At 62.6% G+C, this 21,557-nt stretch carries 16 protein-coding genes; 7 read left to right on the top strand and 9 right to left on the bottom strand.

The genetic code is table 11. From position 1 onward, the window contains the following. Positions 1-90: 90 nt before the first annotated feature. Entirely contained in the window at positions 91-1,272 is a 1,182-nt protein-coding gene (locus ACI2JX_RS14615; RefSeq protein ID WP_404690353.1) for an MFS transporter, read from the top strand. Here the strand turns inward: ACI2JX_RS14615 and ACI2JX_RS14610 are convergent. The 5 genes from ACI2JX_RS14610 to ACI2JX_RS14590 form a co-directional block, all read right to left on the bottom strand. Beyond that, a complete protein-coding gene (locus ACI2JX_RS14610) occupies positions 1,244-2,209 on the bottom strand; it encodes a LysR substrate-binding domain-containing protein (RefSeq protein ID WP_368971811.1) in 966 nt (321 codons plus the stop codon). The genes ACI2JX_RS14615 and ACI2JX_RS14610 overlap by 29 nt on opposite strands. A 109-nt stretch (positions 2,210-2,318) precedes the next feature. Further along, complete coding sequence (gene ycaC / locus ACI2JX_RS14605; protein ID WP_186554204.1) at positions 2,319-2,945, bottom strand: isochorismate family cysteine hydrolase YcaC; 627 nt, start codon at positions 2,943-2,945, stop codon at positions 2,319-2,321. Positions 2,946-2,989: 44 nt separating this feature from the next. Then, positions 2,990-3,679 carry a hydrolase gene (locus ACI2JX_RS14600; protein WP_186554205.1) on the bottom strand — a complete coding sequence of 230 codons (690 nt, stop codon included), beginning with the start codon at positions 3,677-3,679 and terminating at the stop codon, positions 2,990-2,992. Positions 3,680-4,013: 334 nt separating this feature from the next. Beyond that, positions 4,014-5,318: an McrC family protein gene (locus ACI2JX_RS14595; RefSeq protein ID WP_404690352.1), complete on the bottom strand. Its 1,305-nt coding sequence runs from the start codon at positions 5,316-5,318 to the stop codon at positions 4,014-4,016. Positions 5,319-5,334: 16 nt separating this feature from the next. Then, a complete protein-coding gene (locus ACI2JX_RS14590; protein ID WP_404690351.1) occupies positions 5,335-7,755 on the bottom strand; it encodes an McrB family protein in 2,421 nt (806 codons plus the stop codon). A gap of 238 nt (positions 7,756-7,993) precedes the next feature. Between ACI2JX_RS14590 and ACI2JX_RS14585 the strand changes: the two genes are divergently transcribed. From ACI2JX_RS14585 to ACI2JX_RS14575, 3 genes are all read left to right on the top strand, one after another. Then, the gene (locus tag ACI2JX_RS14585) at positions 7,994-8,383 is read left to right on the top strand and encodes a YybH family protein (RefSeq protein ID WP_404690350.1); all 390 of its coding nucleotides are present in this window, start codon (positions 7,994-7,996) and stop codon (positions 8,381-8,383) included. A gap of 99 nt (positions 8,384-8,482) precedes the next feature. Then, positions 8,483-9,985, top strand: coding sequence for a cytosine permease (locus tag ACI2JX_RS14580; protein WP_368971807.1), 1,503 nt, complete (start codon positions 8,483-8,485; stop codon positions 9,983-9,985). A gap of 13 nt (positions 9,986-9,998) precedes the next feature. Beyond that, positions 9,999-11,429, top strand: a complete 1,431-nt coding sequence (locus tag ACI2JX_RS14575) for an aldehyde dehydrogenase family protein (RefSeq protein WP_404690349.1) — start codon at positions 9,999-10,001, stop codon at positions 11,427-11,429. Between the two features lie 80 nt (positions 11,430-11,509). On the opposite strand, the gene ACI2JX_RS14570 is transcribed toward ACI2JX_RS14575, so the two are convergent. From ACI2JX_RS14570 to ACI2JX_RS14560, 3 genes are all read right to left on the bottom strand, one after another. Next, on the bottom strand, positions 11,510-13,918 hold the full coding sequence (locus tag ACI2JX_RS14570) for a DUF3772 domain-containing protein (RefSeq protein WP_404690348.1): 2,409 nt from the start codon (positions 13,916-13,918) through the stop codon (positions 11,510-11,512). A gap of 59 nt (positions 13,919-13,977) precedes the next feature. Continuing rightward, complete coding sequence (gene ada / locus ACI2JX_RS14565; RefSeq protein WP_404690347.1) at positions 13,978-15,024, bottom strand: bifunctional DNA-binding transcriptional regulator/O6-methylguanine-DNA methyltransferase Ada; 1,047 nt, start codon at positions 15,022-15,024, stop codon at positions 13,978-13,980. A gap of 283 nt (positions 15,025-15,307) precedes the next feature. Continuing rightward, positions 15,308-15,940, bottom strand: a complete 633-nt coding sequence (locus tag ACI2JX_RS14560; protein ID WP_264234713.1) for a DNA-3-methyladenine glycosylase — start codon at positions 15,938-15,940, stop codon at positions 15,308-15,310. A 361-nt stretch (positions 15,941-16,301) separates the two neighbouring features. Here ACI2JX_RS14560 and ACI2JX_RS14555 point away from each other — a divergent pair, with 361 nt between their 5' ends. The 3 genes from ACI2JX_RS14555 (at position 16,302) to ACI2JX_RS14545 (ending at position 20,341) form a co-directional block, all read left to right on the top strand. Next, complete coding sequence (locus ACI2JX_RS14555; RefSeq protein ID WP_264234712.1) at positions 16,302-16,817, top strand: sigma-70 family RNA polymerase sigma factor; 516 nt, start codon at positions 16,302-16,304, stop codon at positions 16,815-16,817. Continuing rightward, positions 16,804-17,760 (top strand): FecR domain-containing protein, encoded by a 957-nt coding sequence (locus tag ACI2JX_RS14550; RefSeq protein WP_404690346.1) that lies wholly within the window; start codon positions 16,804-16,806, stop codon positions 17,758-17,760. Before ACI2JX_RS14555 ends, ACI2JX_RS14550 begins: the two co-directional genes overlap by 14 nt. 94 nt (positions 17,761-17,854) lie before the next feature. Continuing rightward, complete coding sequence (locus ACI2JX_RS14545) at positions 17,855-20,341, top strand: TonB-dependent siderophore receptor (protein WP_404690345.1); 2,487 nt, start codon at positions 17,855-17,857, stop codon at positions 20,339-20,341. A gap of 38 nt (positions 20,342-20,379) precedes the next feature. Here the strand turns inward: ACI2JX_RS14545 and ACI2JX_RS14540 are convergent, their stop codons facing one another. After that, complete coding sequence (locus ACI2JX_RS14540; RefSeq protein ID WP_404690344.1) at positions 20,380-21,540, bottom strand: MFS transporter; 1,161 nt, start codon at positions 21,538-21,540, stop codon at positions 20,380-20,382. Between the last annotated feature and the right edge of the window lie 17 nt (positions 21,541-21,557).

The following is a 21,557-nucleotide window of genomic DNA, read 5'->3' as shown; positions in this document are numbered from 1 at the left end:
CTGCCTCGAAACCCGATGGTCTTGACCCTCTGCCGGTCGACCGTCGGGCCAGCAGGTCCGGCCCACACCGGCTTGCACATCGGAGCACACATGAGCGCACGCATCTGGCTTCTGGCCCTGGCGACCTTCGTCACCGGCATGGCAGAAAACATCACTATCGGCATCTTGCCGGCCCTGGTCGACGGGCTCGACGTGCCGCTGGGCGTCGCCGGGCAACTGACTACAGTCTTCTCCCTGGCATTCGCCGCAGCAGCCCCCTTCTCACCCCTGCTGACCCGCCGCTTCCCGTTGCGCGGCCTGCTGTGCGCGGCGCTGGGCCTGTTCGCAATATTCAACCTGATCGCAGCCCTGGCCCCTGGCTACGGCCTGCTGGTCGCCGCTCGCATCGGCATGGCGGCGACCAGCGCGCTGACCTGCCTGACTTGCACCCTGATGGCCACCCGCATGGTGCCCGACGCCCTGCGAGGTCGGGCCATCGGCGTGATTTTCATGGGTATCAGTGGCTCGCTGGTGCTGGGTGTGCCAGTCGGCATGCTGTTGTGCGACGCCCTCGGCTGGCGCGGCGTTTTCATTGGCCTGGCGCTGCTCGCCTGCGCCGTGCTACTGCTGACATGGCGAGCGCTGCCCGCGCTTGAGGGCAGTGAGCGGGTTGCGCCGCGGATGTATCTGCAGCACCTGGGTAACGGGCGCCTGCTCGCCGCTCAGCTGGTCTCGCTGCTGATGATCGCCGGACACTTCACCGTCTTCGCCTACCTTGCCCCATACGCCCTGCAGGTTGGGCAGATCCCCACCCAATGGCTGCCTGCAGTGTTTGCCGCCTTCGGCATTGCAGGCGTCTCGGGGGGCTATGTCGGCGGCTGGATGGCCGACCGATTGGGCGCCAACCGAGCCATTTTGCTTACCCCATTGCTGTACCTGGCCAGCCTACTGATGCTCCCCTTGGGCGCGGCAACGCCGTGGCTGTTCCTTCCGATGATGATGCTCTGGGGTTGTGTGAGCTGGATGGTCTCGCCGGTGGTGCAAAGCTACCTCGCCAGCCGCGGGGCGCAGACTTTCCCGGCAGGCATGAGCCTTAACTTGTCTGCCATGCACCTGGGAGTGGGTGTGGGCACAGCGGTCGGCGGCCTGGTGATCACGGGCGCAAGCCTCACCGCCACACCCTGGGCGGGTGCCCTGCTGACCGCAGTGGCTGCGGTATTGGCGGCCTGGTCGGCGAGCACCTCGAAGCGAGATAAACCCGCGTTCAGCGAGCGCGAGATGGCACAGGGCTGACAGACTCAACCGCCGAGGTATTCGCAGCAAACGGCCCAAGCTGCTCCTGCTCGAACGCCTCGGCGAGAAAGTCGATCAGCTTGCGCACCGCCGGCATCAGACCACGCCGCGAAGGGAACAGCGCCACCACCTCGCCTTCGCGTGGGGCCCAGCCCTCCAGCACATGCACCAGCCGGCCGTTGGCCAGGTATTCGCTGACCGCCTCCTCAGGCAGCAGCGCTACGCCAACACCGGCCAGGACACCTTCGCGCAACACGGCCAGATCGTCCGAGACCAGCCGTGGACGAAACTCGATAGAGGCTTCGGTGCCCTGCGGCCCGACCAGATCCCAGGTGTAGTCGTGCACATTGATGCCCCAGCACAGGCTTGGCAGCGCTGGCAGTTGCGCGGGGGTTTGCGGCTGGCCATGTTCAGCGAGCAGGCTCGGGGCAGCCACCAGGCAATGCCGACTCGGCGCCAGCCGGCGCATGATCAACTCGCTACTTTGCAGCGGCTGGTGGCGCACGCTCAAGACCAGATCGAAGCCCTCGCCGATGACGTCGACCCGCCGGTTATAGCTTTTCACCAGCAGTTCCACCACCGGACACTGGGCCATGAAGCGCGCCAGGATCGGCGCCAGGCGCGAATCCAGTAGCGCCGTGCTGCTGGCAAGGCGGACGATGCCGCGTGGCTCGAGGCGATTGCGCTCGATCGCATCCTCGGCGGCGATCGCCTGTTCGAGCATGCCCAGGCAATGGTGGTAATACTCCAGGCCCACTTCGGTGACCGCGAACTGCCGTGTCGAGCGCTGGATCAGGCGCACGCCCAGGCGCTCCTCCAACTTGGCCACGCGACGACTCAAGCGTGACTTGGGCAAGTCCAGGATGCGTCCGGCAGGGGCAAACCCGCCGTGCTCCACCACCTTGGCGTAAAGATACAGGTCGTTCAGGTCAAACATCGGCATCACTCGTCCACGACTCACGCGTACATCATCCGCCTTTACGCAAGGATTGTGGTGCCCGTCGTGGTGCCGACCCGGGCCTCCTTGCAGAGGCCCGGCTCTTGCGTCACTTGGACTCGGTGAGTGTGCTGTAGCTGGTCATCAGATTGCGGTAATCGGGAATGTGGTTGGAGAACAGCGTCCCCAGCCCCTCGATATCGTTGCGCCAGTCGCGGTGCAACTCACAGGCCACGCCGAACCAGGTCATCAACTGTGCCCCAGCGGCTTCCATGCGCCGCCAGGCCGAATCGCGGGTCAGCTCGTTGAAGGTACCCGAGGCGTCCGTCACGACGAACACCTCGAAGCCCTCCTCCAGTGCCGACAGCGCCGGGAAGGCCACGCAGACCTCGGTCACCACCCCAGCGATAAGCAGCTGCTTCTTGCCGGTGGCCTTGACCGCCTTGACGAAGTCCTCGTTGTCCCAGGCATTGATATTGCCGGGCCGCGCCACGTAGGGCGCATCCGGAAATTGCGCCTTGAGCTCCGGCACCAGCGGGCCGTTGGGGCCACTTTCGAAACTGGTGGTGAGAATTGTCGGCAGCTTGAAGTACTGGGCCAGGTCAGCCAGCGCCAGCACGTTGTTCTTGAAGCGGTCCGGATCGATGTCGCGCACCAGCGACAGCAAGCCGGTCTGGTGATCGACCAGCAGTACCGCTGCGTTGTTCTTGTCCAGACGCTTGTATTGAAATGCCATGGTGGATCTCCTTGCGTGGATGGGAAAACGCGCCCCGCGCGGGGTCAGCTACGTTGCGAATCCAACTGCTCGTTCTGGCTGACGACGGCCTGGGCCTTCATGTAGCTCTCGATCAGCAGCTGGTAGTGCGGGAATACTGCGCTGTAGGCCTCAGCCCACTGGGCGGCGTCCGGACGGTTCCAGGTGCGTTGCACCTCCGAGCAAACCGCTGCGGTGTCCATCGGTACCACGCCAGCCTGGACCACCCGCGCCAGGGTCACTTCCTGGGCCATCTTCGAGTAGGTGCCTGAGGCGTCGATGACAGCGAACACCTGATAACCGGCATTTACCGCGCTGATGCTGGGGAAGGCCATGCAGACACTGGTGATGGTGCCGGCGATGATCAGTTGCTTGCGCCCGGTCGCCTTCACGGCGGCCACGAACTCGGGATTGTCCCAGGCATTGATCTCCCCCTTGCGCGCGACGTACTGGGCGTGCGGAGCGGCCTCGTGAATCTCTGGAATCAGCGGGCCGTTGGGCCCCTGGGGCACGGAGGCGGTAGTGATGACCGGAATCTTGGCCAGGCTGGCGACTTTGGCCAGGGTGATGGCGTTGGCCCGCAGCTCGGTCATGGGCATGTCCTTGACCGTCTGGAACAGGCCACTCTGGTGGTCGATCAGCAGCATCGTGGCATTGTCAGGATCGATCCGGGGGATCTGGCCTTCGAAGTTGGCAGCTTGCGAGAAATTGCTCATCGTTCTCTCCTCTTGTTGGAGAACCGGCCATCCTGGCCAATGCGGTCGGGCCGCGACCCACAGGTCCACAGTGGGGATTATGAGAGTAGGCAACGCAGGCTGAGTGAGACGACCGTCAGTCGGCGACCTGAATTAAATGCGCTCGCCAAACAGGCTGAGCGCACGACAGGCGTAACGGTAAAGGCCGGGCGAACCGGTCGGTAGCCCCATTGGCGCACCCTCAGAGTTCCATTGCGTGAACGATGGGTGGCGCTTCGGCGGTTGTTCCCTGACGCTGAGTCGGCGATCGAAGTTCGTGGCCCGCGACTAGACCCCACCGGGCCAGCGCAAGCGATCAATGAGTGGTGAGAGGGTAATCAGAGCAGCTATCAGCCTGCGTGCGCAGCGGCAACCCAGCCAGATTGCTACCCAGCAAATACTCGTTCTCCAGATCGAACGGCAGTACCCACAGATGCAGATCGGCACCGTAGTCAAATACCGGCAACGCTTTCTGCAAGCCCGACCAATACGGATAGATCAGCACCAGCCTCGGCGCCTGTCCATCTCTGTACTTATGCCCATAGGCGAATAGCTGATAGAAATCGCTTTGTTGCAGCTGATAATTGTCGCCATGAGCGTCGCTGCGCAGGCGCTTCCATTTGGTATCTAGCACCCAGCGCGTTGAACAGCTATCAATAAGGAAGTCTGGCCTCAGCCCGAACATTTGCCCTTGGCCATGCGCGCACAGGTACTTGCCGTCGGCCTGACAACTCAACGTCGCCTGTGTCGATAATTGCCGCTGCAACCAGTCACCTACGAAGTGCTCGAACAGCTTCTCCATCGGGAACAACATGCTCAAGCCCTGCCACTGCCCCGCCACAGCGATGGGCATCTGCTGATTGAGGATCAGCTCGCACCACGGCTTGACGTCACGATAATGCGCCATCAATCGATCCTTGCCCCAGGCCAGCAAGTCACTCTTCACGTGCTTGCTGGCAGGGACCTCCTCGAACAATCCGCGCAGCTCGTTGGCCAGCCGCCAGTTGCGCGCATTTTGTGTGGTGCTTGCGACCTGCAGCAGCGCCAGTTTAAGCAGGCGATTTTCGGCGCGATCAGGCAGATAAACGTCATGGCGCAGTTGGAAGTAATGCTGTCGACCGGGTGGCTGACGCATCTGTTTGACCATGTCTAGCTGACCACGCAAGAAGCGCTGTTCTTCTTCGATCCGCTGGTAGTCAAAGCGAATGCCGCGCTTGAGCAAATAGTCCAACTGATCGAGAAACTGCCCCATCACCCACTCGCTCAGTGGCGCATCGAATAATTCAAGGCTGGTAAGTGAAGTTTGCCTGGGGGTCAGATGCAGCGCGGTTTGGATCAACTTACGCAGCAGTTGTCGACTTCCAAGCAGGCAATCACCCTGCTCGATGTGTTTTGGCAAGATCTCGATGCGCACACCGCAGGGGGTCTCCAGGATGCCCACGTAGGAATCCCAGCGTAACCAACGTCGTCCTTCTACCTGTAACAAGCGCGCGCCGCGCTTGCTGAAACCGGCACTCAACTCGCACAGCCAGTCAAAAGCACTCGGAGTTACCTGGGCAAGATCCAATGAAGGCTCGACGCGCTCTGTGGTGAGCAGGGCGTACTCACGAATAGTGATCACGGCAACGCTCACCCGCTCAGCCCAAAATGTTCAGATAGCTGTCGCGCTGACTAAACGCCTCGCTGTTGAGCAGCCAGCGCCGGTCATCCACCTTCGCCGCCACGTCGCGGCCAAACAGCTCAGCAAGATCAGCCTGACTTGCCGGGCGCTCGATGAAGGGCTGAGAACCGCTAGCGTTGGCGTGCTGGTCATTCAACACCCAGCTGATCCGCTCCCAATCCTCAAAGAAGTACTCCTGAAGCAACGGCACAATCTGCTTACGGAAGATGTGCGCCAAACACTCAAGCGTGGGGCTCTGCTCGAGGGGAAGGAAGTAAGCATGGCCCAGGCAGTGGTCACGATCGAGCAAGACTTCGATGCGCTTGTTCATCACCTCCAACAGTGTGGAGATTGCAATCCCCTCCACCTGCACATGCGCCAGGATATCCGGCCGGGGCAACATCTCCTTGAAAGCGAAACGACGGCGCAATGCGATATCAAGCCCGGACAACGAGCGATCAGCACTGTTCATGGTGCCGATCACGTGCACATTGCTAGGCACGCTGAAGGCATCTTTCGAATAAGGCAGCCTGACCGACAAGGCCTCCGCCTGGCCTGCGCGCTTGGATTCTTCCAGCAGGGTAATCAGCTCGCCAAAGATCCGAGAAATATTGCCGCGATTGATCTCATCGATAATCAGAACATAGTTGCGCCGCTGACGAGGTTGTTCCTGGGACGGGGCAAACTCCGCGAGCCCACATTCATTCTGCAAGTAGCGCAGGATGCCCTGAACATAGGACGCGTTATGCATGTAGCTCTTGTCACCGGTTCGGTATAGACGTCGGAGATCGCTCAGGGATGCACGATAGGGCATCTTCTGATCGGCAGACACAGCAGGAAACACCCGGAAGGTTTCACCGCCCACATAGTCGAAGTCAAATGAGTGATTTCTCACCGTCTGTGCGGTCAGCGGTTGTCCGCCACTGCTCAACTTTTCCTTCAGTCGGGTGAAGGCCTGTTCAAACGGATCATTGTCGATATCGATGTCCGCCGCGGCGTTGCTGCAGAGCGCCTTGAAAATCCCCGGTTCAATCCGATAAACCAGCTGCCCATCCTCATTGTCGGCGCGTATGCCCTCCACAAAGTCTTCGTAGCTGAAGCTCTGGTGGAACGTGCAGAACACGACTTGCTGGGTTTTCACATATCCGTTGAATGCCTCGGTCAACGCCTGGCGAGTAACACCAGGGCGCGTGAGTAATTCAGGCTCAAGGATGGCCAGCGCTTCATTGACAGTGTGATAGGTTTTTCCGGTACCCGGCGGGCCGAACAGAATCTGGTTGAGCGGTGCATTCGCGCATTGCCTTGCATCCAGCGATTGAGGCTCGGCTTCAAGCGCTACCGGCTTGCCGCCCTTGAAGGCTGCGAGCAACTGCCACATGGCAATATTGTTTTCCAATACGTCGTTTGGGTTGACCTGCGCCGCTTGCAAGCATTGTTTGATCTGTCGGTTGAGCTCACACCATCCACCCAGGCCTGCACCCGCGCCGAGCTGGAACTTCGACTTGAGCCCTGCCAATAACAATTGACAGTCTTTATCGGTGAGGATGCTGGTATAAAGTTGCGGCGCGAATGCGGCAAACACCCGGCTGATCATTGCCGGTCGATTGGTATGGAAATGCCCGGCACGCACGCTATCGCGCCATTGTTGAAGAATGCTGTCGTAAGTTTCCGGGGTGGGCGCTGCCATGATCTTCAGGGTCATGGCTTCGATCAAAGGGAACTGATCATTGAACTCCTCAGATGACATCACCCCTTGCTTCAAACTGGATATGCCGTTGTTGCGGTCAATCCACAATTGCTCCAGAGCCGAACGGTCGAGCATCACTCGGCGCTGGCTGAGCCCTTCTGCGTATTGGGTGGCTGCCTCATAGCTGCGCAACCATTTAGGCTGTGATGAGGCATCGTCTGCCGAACTCCATTCAATGAACTGCCGCAAGCTATGCTTGCCAGCCCCATTGCGCCAGAGCTCGTCCAACACCTCTGCTCTGGACTGCGGGAGGCCTGTGCCGGTAATGGTCGGACTCCAGCTTCGCATTGCCAAAGCCTCAGTCAACAACTCAAGAGGCAGCAAACCACGCGCGCAATCCGGACGCCGCTCTTCTATGGCAATGTGCAAGCGGTTGGCGCCTGCCTGAGCGACGGTGCCGCGAGCGACAATGCCCGGCGTGGCACCAGGCGATACCAAATACACCCGATCCCCAACCTGGGGTTGGAGTAAGTAGCAATCGAGCTGAATCTCTTCTCGGGTGCCAACAGAAACGCTCTGCGATTGCCAGGCGGGATCCGGGGTCCATGTCAGCAAGAAGGCCGAAATACGTGCGGGGTTATCCTCGTCAACGTCCGAGACGAAGGTCGCCTCAGGCATTGCGTCCGATAGGCTTCTATTCAACTCATTCATGCGCAGCACTCCATGCCACCCGCCTACTGACAGGCCAGCTCGCTTCAAGAAGGGAAACGCCCTAGCGGGGCGCAAGGCATATTGCCACTACCACCCACCTGTCTCAACTCTCACGCAGCATGCAAAACCCTTGGTTTACAGATTTCTGAACTAATTATTTGCCCACAGCGATTTTTCCCTCGCCCCTCCCTCACCAGAATCGCATCACCACAATCACAATAACCGTGAGGCCACTCCCGTGGACCAGACACTCCAGGTACGGCAAGCCGCCGCCGACCTCGTCGCCGCCTTTGCCAGCAACGACAGCGCCCGCTACTTCGCCTGCTTCAGCGAAGACGCCACCTTTCTTTTCCACACATTGGCGCAACCCCTGCTGTCACGCCGCGCTTATGAACAGCTCTGGGCCCAGTGGCAAGCCGAAGGTTTTGCCGTGCTCGCGTGCCAGTCGAGCAACGTCCACATCAGCCTGCAAGGTGAGCTGGCGATCTTCATCCACAATGTCGCCACGCGCATTCGCATCGCGGGTGAAGAGCACGCGCTGAACGAGCGCGAGACCATCGTTTTCCGCCGCCAGGATGAGCGCTGGCTGGCCTGCCATGAACACCTTTCAGTGGTTAGCCAAGCCTGAAACCGTTTTAGCCTTTGCGGCCCTGCCGCCACTGCCAACGCACCCACAAGAGGGTCCGCGCACTGCGCCGACCTACAACAACCGCGCTGGAGCATCATCATGAGCCACTCGACTGGTATCGAGACCAATGGCGTCGAACAGATCCCCGACGATCAACGCGACGCCACCCCGCTTGACCTGTTCCGCCTGATTTTCGGCGGCGCCAATACCTTCGCCACTGCGGTACTGGGGAGCTTCCCGGTGCTGTTCGGCCTGTCATTCCAGGCCGGCGTCTGGGCGATTCTGCTGGGGGTCGGCATCGGCGCCTTGATCCTCGCCCCGATGGGCCTGTTCGGCGCGCTCAACGGCACCAACAATGCGGTGTCGTCCGGCGCGCACTTCGGCGTGCACGGGCGTATCGTCGGCTCGTTCCTGTCACTGCTCACTGCCGTGGCGTTCTTCTCGCTGTCGGTGTGGAGCTCGGGCGATGCCCTGGTTGGCGGCGCCAAGCGCCTGGCCGGGCTGCCGGAAACCGATCTGACCCTGGGCCTGGCCTATGGCTTGTTCGCGGTGCTGGTACTGGTGGTGTGCATCTTTGGTTTCCGCTTCATGCTGTGGGTCAACAAGATCGCCGTGTGGGCCTCCAGCCTGTTGTTCCTGCTGGGCCTCTTCGCCTTCGCCGGGCCTTTCGACGCGGGCTTTGCCGGTAGCGTCAATCTCGGCCAGGCAGGCTTCTGGGCGGCCTTCGTCGGTGCGGCGATCCTGGCCATGAGCAACCCGGTGTCGTTTGGCGCGTTTCTCGGCGACTGGTCGCGCTACATCCCGCGCGAGACGCCCAAGGCGCGCATCATGCTGGCGGTGATCGCCGCCCAGGCGGCCACCTTGATCCCGTTCCTGTTTGGCCTGTGCACCGCCACCCTGGTGGCCAGCCAGGCGCCAGACTACATCGCCGCCAACAATTACGTGGGCGGGCTGCTGGCCATTTCGCCGAGCTGGTTCTTCCTGCCGGTGTGCCTGATCGCGGTAATCGGCGGCATGTCTACCGGCACCACCGCCCTGTATGGCACCGGCCTGGACATGTCCAGCGTATTCCCCCGACTGCTCAGCCGCGCAGGTGCCACCTTGTTGATTGGCGTGGCAGCCATCGGCTTCATCTTCCTGGGCCGCTTCGCCTTCAACCTGGTGCAGAGCGTGTCGACCTTCGCCGTGCTGATCATCACCTGCACCAGCCCCTGGATGGTGATCATGATCCTCGGTCTTATCACCCGTCGCGGCTTCTACCACGCCGATGATCTGCAGGTGTTCACCCGCGGCCAACGTGGCGGTCACTACTGGTTCCTGCATGGCTGGAACTGGCGCGGCATGGGGGCCTGGCTGCCGAGCGCGGCGGTCGGCCTGTGCTTCGTCAACCTGCCGGGGCAGTTCGTCGGTCCGCTTGGCGAACTGGCCGGGGGCATCGACCTGAGCCTGCCAGTAACCCTGGGAATCGCCGCTGTGCTGTACCTGCTGCTGCTCAACCTGTTCCCTGAACCTGCTGGCGTGTATGGCCCTCTCGGGCCGCGCTGGGTGCGCTGCAAAAGCAGCCCACACATCCCGGTAACCTCTGCTGCCGAAATGGCCTGACTGGAATTCGCCCATGACCACTCCTCATTACATCGACGGCCGCTGGGTCGAAGGCCAAGGCAACGACTGCATCACGGTGCATGAGCCAGCGCTGGGCTTGCCCTTCGCCGAGCTGATGTCGGCCAGTACTGCGCAAGTCGACCAGGCGGTGGCGGCCGCCCGCCGCGCCCTGCCGGCTTGGAAGCAAACCTCTGCCACTGCACGGGCGGCGCTGCTGCGCGGTTTCGCCGAGCAACTCGGCGCGCGCCGCGACCCACTGATCGCCTTGCAGATGCGCAACAACGGCAAGCCGCGCCATGAGGCTGAGATCGATCTGGACGATGCCGTGGCGACTTTCGCCTACTACGCCGATCTTGCCGAGCAACTCCCAGAGAAGAACCGCGAGGTGCCGCTGACAGTACCTGGCTTCAGGGCGCGCACGCGCCTGGAGCCGGTCGGCGTGGTGGGCCTGATCGTGCCGTGGAACTTCCCGCTGGTGACCAGCGCCTGGAAGCTCGCGCCTGCCCTGGCAGCTGGCTGCACGGTGGTACTCAAGCCCTCGGAAGTCACCCCGCTGATCGAGCAAGCCTACGGCCAGATCGCCGACGTACTTGGCCTGCCGGCAGGCGTGCTGAACATCGTCAACGGCAAGGCCGAAACCGGTGCGGCACTGAGCAGCCACAGCGGCTTGGACAAGCTGTCGTTCACCGGCAGCAATGGCGTTGGCAGCCAGGTGATGCGCGCCAGCGCGGCGCAGTGTCGGCCGGTGACGCTGGAGCTGGGCGGCAAGTCGGCGATCGTCGTGTTCGACGATTGCGATGTCGACCAGGCGGTGCAATGGATCGTTGCCGGTATCACCTGGAACGCCGGACAGATGTGCTCGGCGACCTCGCGCCTGCTGGTCCAGGACGGCATTGCCGATGCACTGCTGGCGCGCTTGCAAGCGGCGCTGGAGACGATGCACGTAGGTAATCCCCTGACTGAAGAGGTACAGATGGGGCCGCTGACCAGCCAGGCGCAATGGCTGAAGGTTGCCGGCTACTTTGCCACTGCACGGGAAGAGGGTTTGCAGTGCCTGGCGGGCGGCAAGGTGCTCGATCGCGATGGCTGGTTCGCCAGCCCCACGCTGTATGTCGATGTGCCTGAACACAGCCGGCTGTGGCTGGAAGAGATCTTTGGTCCGGTGTTGTGCGCTCGGCGTTTCAGCACTGAACAGCAAGCCATTGCCCAGGCCAACGACAGCCGTTTTGGCTTGGTCGCCACCGTTTGCTCAGCCGACTTGCAACGCGCCGAACGCGTGGCCGATGCGCTGGAAGTTGGCCATGTGTGGATCAACTCGGTGCAGGCGGTGTTCGTTGAAACCTCATGGGGCGGCACCAAGGGCAGCGGGATCGGGCGTGAGCTTGGGCCTTGGGGGTTGGCGGCGTATCAGTCGGTCAAGCATGTGACGCGGTGTCTGGGCTAAGCGCAGGCCGCTAAATGTGCTGCGTTCATGAGACTGAGCGCCGCTCGTGCGGCGCTCAGTCTCAACGCTGAAACACTGACTTACTGCGCAGCAGGCTCGTCGGCCGGCCGCTGGCCTTCTTGCACCAGCACCATGCTCTGCGGCGACGACAAGGGAATGTCTTCGTCTCGCAGGCGCCCCAGCACAGTGAACAGCAGATCACTGCGCGCTCCCGACACCTGCCGTGGGCTGGCCACGTAGCCGCTGACACTCAGCACCATGCCACTGGTGGTGAGGTCCCTGAAGGTCACCGATGGGGTCGGTGCATCGAGGATCGCCTCATGCTCGTGGTAGGCATTGAGCAACAGCTCGCGCACTTGGCTGGCGTCGGTCTCCAACGGCAAGGTCAGGGTAATGCTCACTACCCCCAGCGCATTGCCCATGGTCACGTTACGCACGTTCTGCGAAATGAACTGCGAGTTCGGCACGATTACCGTGGAGCGGTCGGACATCTGGATCTCGGTAGCGCGCACGTTGATGCGGCGGATGTCGCCTTCGACCCCGGCAAGGCTGACCCAATCGCCCACTTTGACCGGGCGTTCGGTCAACAGAATCAAGCCAGAAATGAAGTTCTGCACGATCTGCTGCAAACCGAAACCAATACCGACCGACAGCGCACTGACCACCCAGGTCAGGCTGGTCAGGTTGATGCGCAGGGTCGACATCACCAGCATCGCCAGGAACAGGAAGCCCAGGTAACCGACCAGGGTCACCAACGACGCGCGCATGCCGGCATCCATGTCGGTTTCCGGCAACAGGCGCTCGCTCAGCCAACGCTTGACCACACGAATGGCGAACAGACCACCGAAGAACATCGCCAAGGCCAGGAAGATATCCTGCGGGACGATGTTGAGGTTACCGAGCACCTTACCGCCGCTGCCATCCCAATCGGCCAGGCTCATCAGCAGCTCACCCGGGCTGGTGCCCGACGGCATCAGCGCGAGCAGCGCGGCGGCGAACAACAGCAAGGTGCGGCCGATCCCGGCCAGGATGGTGCTGGCCTGGGCTTGGTGACGCTGGGCTAGGCCGAGTGCCGAGGCCAGCGCCAAGCCGCCCGGCTGGCGTGGTGAAAGCAGGGTTTCACAGAGGTCGCCGAACACCGTGACCAGCAGGTAGGCACAGGTCGCGACCACGCTGATCCACAACAGCTTGGCAGTGAGGAAGTAAGCCAGGGTCAGGTAACCGGTCAGCAGCGCCAACACGGTCAGCGCCAACCATACGACGATGACGAACGGGATCAGCCCGGCCAGGCCTGGCGGTCGCTCGAGCTTATGCAGGCGACGGGTACGGCGGTAGCGGACCAAGGCGGCGAAGAAGATCGACGCCACCACCAAGGCGGTCAAGCCGTTGGTGGCCAAGGTCAGCGCCAGGCTGGTGCCGATCACACTGTTGATCCGCTCCTGGGTGAGCAGCACCATCAGCGCCAGTGCCAGCAGTTTCGGGAACCAACCCAGCGCACTGGCGACCTCATCCGGGATCGGCGGCAAACGCCAAGAGGGACGCTGCAACATCAACATGGCACGGCCCAGGCCGGTGATGAAGGCGCTGAACACCACCAGGGTCAACACATGGTTGATCAGGCTGGCGATGTCGGCGCCCAGCTCGGCGCTGGTCTCAAGGCCCCAACGCACCAGCGACACCGAGCCGGAAATGGTGCCCAGGGTCGCCAGGCTGACGCTCAGGGCCAGGGCGCTGCGGCGCAGGCGACCTTCAGGCAACCAGCGGATCATCGCATCGGCCAACAGCCGCTCGAGTACCCGCCTTACCAGGGTCCACACCAGTAGCGCCGCGATCAGGCTGGTGATGAACAGCCAGCGGTTTTCAGGGCTGAAGGCACTGGCCAGGGCATCGGCTGCTTCGCCACGCAGGGCCCGCAGGCGGGCAACATCATCGTCGGTCGGTCGGATAAAGCTCGACCAGAACGCTGGGCTCAGCGGGCTGGCCGCGCGGCTGGTGATCTGCGAGTTGAACTGGCTGCGGCGCAGGTTGACGATCTGGGTCGACAGGTCGCGCGCTGACTGGGTCAGCTGGGTGGCGGTCTGCTGCTGGGCGAGCAAGGCCTTCTTGTCGCTGGTCAGTTGCTGACGCTGGCGGGTGATGCTGTCGGCTTCGTCCGGCAGCACTGGCCCGAGCACCTTGAGCTGGTCTTCCACGCGCTCCAGATCGGTCGTGCGCAGTGCCACCTGGGCATCGGCCTGGCGCTGCACCTGCATGGCCGCCTGGCGCAACTGCGAGAGCTGGTCGTCATTGGCATTGGTGGTCACGCCCTGGCGGATCTGGTCGAGCCGGTCGCTCAGTTGCTCCAGGCTGGCGTTTTCTTCCAGCGCAGGCATTTCCCCGGCCAGCAATTGCCCCACGGGGGTGGCACCCGCCGACCAAGCCGGTGTGGCCACCCACAAGAGTAGGGCCAGAATCCCTACACAGAAACGGTCAAGGCTTACACGCCTCATTGAAATCCCCTATTGTTCACAAGCACAACTGGCGGGGAATTCTACGCTGCTGCGCGTGATCAGGAGAGTGCCGTCTCTCGGTCCAGCAACTGCCGCTTGCGCTCGACCCCCCAACGATACCCGCTGATATCGCCGTCCCGACGCACCACCCGGTGGCAAGGGATGGCCACGGCGATGCGGTTGGCAGCGCAGGCCTGCGCCACCGCGCGGACCGCCTTGGGCGCGCCGATACGCTCGGCGATCTCGCTATAGCTGACGCGCTGGCCTGCCGGGACCTCACGCAATGCCTGCCAGACCCGCTCTTGAAAGGCCGTGCCTTGAACGTCCAGTGGCAGGTCCAGGCCGAGGGCGGGTTGCTCGACGAACCCCACTATGACGGCGATCAAGCGCTCGAAATCGGGATCAGCGCCGATCAGTTGCGCCTTGGGGAATTGATCCTGCAAATCATTGAGCAACGCTTCGGGGTCGTCACCCAGGAGAATGGCGCAGATACCGCGCTGGCTCTGCGCCACCAGAATGGCACCCAGCGCGCATTGGCCCAGGGCGAAACGGATGCTGGCGCCTTGGCCACCTGCACGGTACTGCTTGGGCAGCATGCCCAGGCGCTGACCGGCGCTTTCGTAGAAGCGGCTGTTGGAGTTGTAGCCGGCGTCGTAAATGGCGTCGGTCACCGAGCTGGTTTTGTCGCCCAGGCGATCACGCAGGCGCTGGGCGCGGAAGGCCGAGGCGTAGGCTTTTGGCGTCAAGCCGGTTTCGGCCTTGAACAGGCGGTGCAGGTGGAACGGGCTGAGGCACAGTTCGATGCCCAGCTGATCGAGGTTGGGGGCACTGTCGCTGGCTTCGATCAGGCGACAGGCGCGGGCGATCAGATCGCTGCGCCGGGATGCTCCAGCGCAGCGTTGGCAGGCGCGAAAGCCTGCCGCTTCGGCGGCGCCAGGATCAGCGAAGAAGGTGACGTTTTCGCGCTTGGCCAGGCGTGACTTACAGCCAGGTTGACAGTAGATGCCCGTGGTGCACACGGCGTAGACGAAGTGCCCGGCTGCGCTGTTGTCGCGGTTTTGCACGGCGAGCCAGCGCTCGGCGTCGGTGGCGTAGGCGGGCTTCATGGGGGGTGGCTCCTGGCGGTGGATGGGAGTGAGATTGCCAGCTGCCGGTGCCGGGTTCACTCCGATTCTTGCGAGTAAACTTCACGATTATGGGGCCGCTGCGCGGCCCTTCGCAGGCAAGCTCGCTCTCATGGAACAAAACATAATTCTTTGATTTGACTGGGGCAGCGTGGAAGCGGGCTTGCCCCGCGATGCAGCGTTTGGCACCGGCTTTGCCGGTGATCGCGGGGCAAGCCCACTCCCACGCTGGAACCCTGTTTCCCTGCGCGGCAGCGCAGCCCCATCAACCTACCGCCCGCCACAGATACCAGGCGGCCACGGTCCGGTGCGGGCTCCACACACTTGCCAGCGATCTCATCTGGGCGGGTGTCGGCGCCTTGTCCAGGCCCTTGATCCGCCGATAGCCTTCGCGCACGCCGAAATCATCCACAGGCAGTATGTCCGAGCGCTCCAGGCAGTAGATCAAGAGCATCTCCACCGTCCACCGCCCTACCCCACGCAAGGTCACCAGCCGCTCGATCAGCACCTCATCGGCAAGCCCCAGCGCTTGCTCACGACTGGGCACGATACCGTCCAGGCGGGCCTGGGCAATGCCCTGCACAGTCGCCAACTTGCTCGCCGAAAAACCACAGGCACGCAACGCCTCGGGGCGGGTCGCCAACAGTTGTTCAGGGCTGGGAAACGCCGAACCAGGAAACAGCGCCAGCATCCGCCCCAGGATCGCCTCGGCCGCACGCGCATGCAGTTGCTGGTAGGCAATCGCTCGCACCAGCGCTTCATAGGGCTCGCGCCCGGGCGTGGCCTGATGCAGGCATGGCCCGGTCGCAGCAATGTGCTGGGACCAATGCGGATCGAGCGCCGCGAGATAATCTGCAGCCTCGCGAAACGCGGCGGGTGAAAGATCGGCCAGGATCATCGACGACTACCCAGTGCAGAAAACCCACATCTTAGCCCTAATACGGTTCACTCAAAGCCCTTGCCGCCTGCTTTTGGGCCGCTTTGCGCCCCTTCGCGGGCAAGCCCGCTCCCACAGGCATGGCGCCGCTCGGACCGCCGGCGCTATACCTGTGGGAGCGGGCTTGCCCGCGAAGGGGCGCAAAGCGGCCCAAAAATCTTAAGTGAACAGCGTTATCACCTTAGCCCAGCCGTTTATCGGAGAAACGCTGAATCTTGCGCGGTAATTTCTTGGTATACCGTTGCCCTGGCTTATCGACCCCGCCTAGAATTGAGAACTATTAACAAACGCACTTACTTCCAGGGTCAGGGCCGTTGCCACGATGCCGATGAACGACACGCTCAAGCCGGCCGAAATCGATCTGCTCTATCAGTCCCATCATGCCTGGCTGCGCGGCTGGCTCAAGGCCCGGGTCGGTTGCCGGGAGAACGCCGCCGACCTGGCCCAGGACACCTTCGTGCGCCTGCTGCGGGCGCGCCAGGTTTCGCCGTTGAAAGAGCCACGCGCCTACCTGAGCAGCATCGCCCGTGGCCTGATGATCGATCAGTTCCGCCGTCGGGCGCTGGAGCGGGCTTATCAAGAGAGCCTGGCCAACTTGCCAGAAGGCGAGGCGCCCAGCGAAGAGTATCGAATGGTGATTCTCGACACGCTCGAGCGTCTCGACCGAGCCCTGCACCAGTTGAAACCGCGAGTGCGCCAGGCTTTTCTGCTGGCCCAGCTCGATGGCCTGAGCATCGCCCAGATCGCCCTGCGCCTAAATGTCTCGCGCGCGACCATCGAACGTGATTTGGCCAAGGCCCTGGGCACCTGCTATCGGTTGCGCTATGCCGACGCCTGAGCGCATTCCCGCACAAGCGCAGGTCGATCAAGCCATCGACTGGCTGGTGAAGCTACGCTTCGACGAACCGAGTGCGCGCACCGAGCGGCAGTTCCAGCAGTGGCTGGCCAGCCACCCGCACAACGCCTTGGCCTGGCAGCGGGTGAGCACGCTGAGCGACGAACTCGCCGGCCTGCCCAGCGACCTCAGCCGGCGCACCCTCGAAGGCAGCCGGCGCCAGCAGATCAGTCGGCGCGATCATCTCAAGTTGCTCGCCGTCCTGGCGGTGGGTGGCAGCCTCGCTTGGGCGGCGCGCGAGCCGCTGGGCCTGCCCGCCCTGCTGGCCGACAGCAGCACCGCAACAGGCGAGCGCCGTGACGTGCAAGGCAGTGACGGCAGCCGCATCCAGCTCAACACCGCCAGCGCCATCGACTTGCGCTACAGCGCCGATCAACGCCTGCTGACGCTGATTCGCGGCGAGCTGACGCTGGACAGCAATGCCAACGACAAGCGCCCCTTCATCATCGCCACCCAACTCGGTGCGTTGAGCACCCACGACGGCCAACTGTTACTGCGCGAAAACGCTCAAGGCCTGTTGCTGGCAGTGCGCCGCGGCGAGGTCACCCTGATGCCCAACTCGGCGCCGTTACGCCAGGTGCAACCAGGCGAAGTGCTGCAGCTGGCCGCGTCCGGCGCAATCCAGCCGGCGCTGGTGCATGGCGATCCCTGGGGCTGGACCGAGGGTGTACTCAGCGTGCAGCAGATGCCGCTCAGCGAATTCACCGCTGAACTGTCGCGTTATCGCCCGGGGCTGTTGCGCTGCGCACCTGAAGTAGCCGACCTGAAAGTGTCCGGCACCTATCAACTGGCCGACACCGAGCAAATCCTCCAGCTGCTGGCGCGCAGCCTGCCGCTGCGGATCGACTACCGCACGCGCTATTGGGTCAGCATCGGGGCTGCATGAAAAACGTGAAAATAAATGAGGTGGAATCTCATTCTCGCTCGGCCTGAAGGAACAAAGCCCGAAAAGTGGTCTTCACAACCTTCAGGAGCGCTTCATGATTCACCCTTGTTCTCCCCGCAACGTCAGGCTACGCCACGCCGTACGCGCCGCCGTGTTCGGCTTGAGCCTGGCGAGCAGCTGCGCGCTGCCGCTGGTGGCCCACGCAGCGGCCAGCCAGAGCCAGCAGTTGGACTGGAACATTGCCGCTGGCCCATTGGCCCCTGCGCTGGACCAGATGGCCCGGCAAGGTGGCCTGAACCTGTCGTTCGATGCGAACAGCCTGCAAGGCAAGACCACCCGCGGTGTGCAAGGCCACTATGACAGCGCCCAGGCCCTGTCGATTGTGTTGCAAGGCAGTGACGTGCAGGTGCAACAGGAGAGTGACAAGAGCTTTTTGTTGATCCCCGCCTTGCAGGTCGGCGATGCCATGGAGCTGGGCGCCACTACTATCTCCAGCAACCAGCTGGGTGAGACCACCGAGCACTCCGGCTCCTACACCACCGGTGCAGTCACCATCGGCAAGTCGCCGCAGAGCATTCGGCGCACACCACAATCGGTGACCGTGGTGACCCGCCAACGCATCGACGACCAGAACATCACCAACCTCACCAATCTGCTCGAGCAGACCCCGGGCGTGGTGGTCAACATGACCGACAGCGAGCGCGTGCAGTACTACTCGCGTGGGTACTCGATCGACGCCATTCAGTATGACGGCGCCACCGTGGTGCAAGGCAGTGGGGGTGGTTCGTTCATTCAGAGCGATTCGGCGATCATCGATCGCGCTGAGATCCTGCGAGGAGCGACCGGCATGCTGCGCGGCGCGGGTAACCCATCCGGCACGGTCAACCTGGTGCGCAAACGGCCGACCGCCGAGTTCCAGGGCGAAGGCAGCGTGACCCTCGGCTCGTGGGATGCCCAGCGCTACGTCGCCGACCTCTCCGGCCCGCTGACCGAAACCGGCAACGTGCGCGGCCGAGTCATTGCCGTGCATGACGACAAGGATCACTTCCAGGACTCGCGCATGGAGCGCAAGGAAGTGTTCTACGGCGTGCTCGCCTTCGACCTGAACGACAGCACTACCCTGACCACCGGCCTTGAGTGGACCAAGCTGGACGCCACTGGCGCCTGGGGCAACCTGCCCGCCGACTACGACGGCTCGCCGCTGCCGCTGGGCCGCAGCACCTACCTGGGCGCGGACTGGAACCGTTGGGATCGCAGCAACCTACAGACATTCGCTGAGCTTGAGCACCGCTTCGACAACGACTGGAAGCTCAAGCTGATGGCCCAGCGCACGCATTTCGAGCTCGATGATCATGGCTTCAAGCAGACCTACTTCAGCCGTGCCACGGGCAGCGCCAACCCGACCAACAACCCCTACCTGATGAACTATCAGGTCACCGAGGGCGATGGCGGCGAGAGTATCCAGAACAACCTCAGCGCCACCCTCAACGGCCCGTTCGAGCTGCTGGGGCGCACCCATGAGCTGATGCTTGGGGTCGAGCGTATCCGCAACGACTCCTATGCCTCGGCCACCAACTTCACTGCCTCCGGCCAATTCGACATCCGCGACTGGGACCCAAAGACCAGCCTGCCTGAACCGGACATCGACATCACCGCCCACCCGGTGCGCACCCGTACCACTCAAGAAGGGGCCTATGCCACCTGGCGTATCTCGCTGGCCGAGCCGCTCACCGCGATCATCGGTGCGCGCAGCAACTGGTACGACTACGAGCAGGAGAACAACACCAGCGGTAATGGCAAGTTCAGCGTCGACAACAAGATCGTGCCGTACGCCGCGCTGATCTACGACCTCAACGAGAACTTCAGCACCTACGCCAGCTACACCGAGATATTCAACCCGCAAACCACCACCGACATCAGCGGCTCGGTGCTCAAGCCAGTCGAGGGCGAAGCCTATGAAACCGGTATCAAAGGTGAGTTCTACGATGGCCGGCTGAATGCATCGTTAGCGTTCTTTCGCATTTACCAGGTTGGCAATGGCATCGACGACGTAGCCAGCGGCATGCCCTGTGGCGGCAACACCGGCTATTGCAAGATCGCTGCTGGCAAGAACCGCAGCCAGGGCTTCGAGCTGGAGATTTCCGGGGAAGTGCTGCCCGGCTGGAACGTGAGCGGTGGCTATACCTACAACACCACCGAATACCTCAATGACCCTAACAACCAGGGCAACGCGGTGCGCACTACCGACCCCAAGCGCATGCTCAAACTGTTCACCAGCTATCGCCTGCCGGGTGAGCTCGATGCCTGGACCATCGGCGGCGGCGTGCAGGCGCAGAGTGACATCTACTCCAAGGCGACTGCCAGCTCGCGCGGGGTTAACGCCGATGCCGTGGCGAGTCAGTCGGGCTATGCAGTCTACAACGCGATGGTCAACTACCGCTTCAACCAGCATTACTCGCTGCAGCTCAATGCCAACAACCTGTTCGACAAAAAGTACTACCGCCAGGTAGCGGCTACCCCAACCGGCTATTACTGGGGTGATCCGCGCAATGTGTCGGTAACGCTGCGCGGGACTTTCTGAGCCAAACGAGGGCTCTGCCCTCGTTCACGGCAAAAACATCACTCAGCCACCACCTTGAGCCTTGCGGCCCGGCGATACGACTGCCGGGCAAAGCACACGAACAACCCTGCCATCAACGCCAAGGCCATCGGCAAGCCGTGCGGGGCAACCCCCATCGCCGCGCCACTGACCAATGGCCCGACCAGGCTGCCGACGCCCCACAGCAAGCCGACGCTGGCATTGGCCGTAACCAGGTCACGGCCCTTGAAGCGCTGGCCGATCAACACCAGCGCCAAGGTATAGATGCCACCGGCAACCGCGCCCAGCAGCACCAGCATCGGCCACAGCAGCCAAGTCAGGTTGAGCAGCCACGGCAGAGCGATACCGATCGCCATCGCTATCAAACCGCACAGCAAATGCAGCCCGGTCCGCTCGACCCGGTCAGCCAGCCAGCCCAACGGCAACTGGAACAGCATGTCGCCAGCGAACACCACGGTCACCATCAGTGCCGCCACCGCCACAGCAAAGCCATGGCTGCTGGCGTATACCGGCAGCAACGACAGCACCACGGCGTCGAAGAACGAGAAAAACAGCACGGCCACGCACAGCGCCGGGGCCACACGGAAGAACCCGGCCAGGGTGAAGCTCTTCTCGCCGTCATCTTCGTGCTGTACATGGTCGTTCGGCACGGTAACCAGGATGCACAGCAAGGCCAGGCCATAGCAGGCCGTCACCACGCCGGTGACCCAAGGGCTGTTGGCGCCGACCACCGCCAGCATCGCCGGCCCCAGCACCTGGAACCCGGTGAAGCTAGTCGCATACAAGGCCATGATCTTGCCGCGATTGTGCTCAGGGCACAGTTCGTTGACCCACGACTCGCCAAGGATGATCGCAATGCCCATGCCCAGGCCCAACCCCAGGCGCAGTAGGGCCAGCAGCCAGATCGAGGAGAACGCCCATTCCAGCAAGCCAATGCTCAAGGTGCACAGACTAAAGCACAGCAGGTAGATGGTGCGCCGAGTCAGGAGCCGGCAGCAGGCATCGACCATGAACGCTGAAAGCATCATGCCCGCTGCTGGAATGGCCGACAGAATACCGATCTCAAGGGTGCTCGCGCCCGCCTCATGCAGACGCAACGACACCAGCGGCAGGCTCGCCCCCAGGCTGAAACCCACGACCGAAACGGCGAACAACAGGCCCGCCAGCAAACGCATGTTCATTACCACTCCTTGCAAGC

Source organism: Pseudomonas sp. NPDC088890, from assembly GCF_044900155.1.
Classification (GTDB): domain Bacteria; phylum Pseudomonadota; class Gammaproteobacteria; order Pseudomonadales; family Pseudomonadaceae; genus Aquipseudomonas; species Aquipseudomonas urmiensis.
Note: the sequence above shows the minus strand (reverse complement) of the source record. Positions and strands in the feature narration are given on the sequence as shown.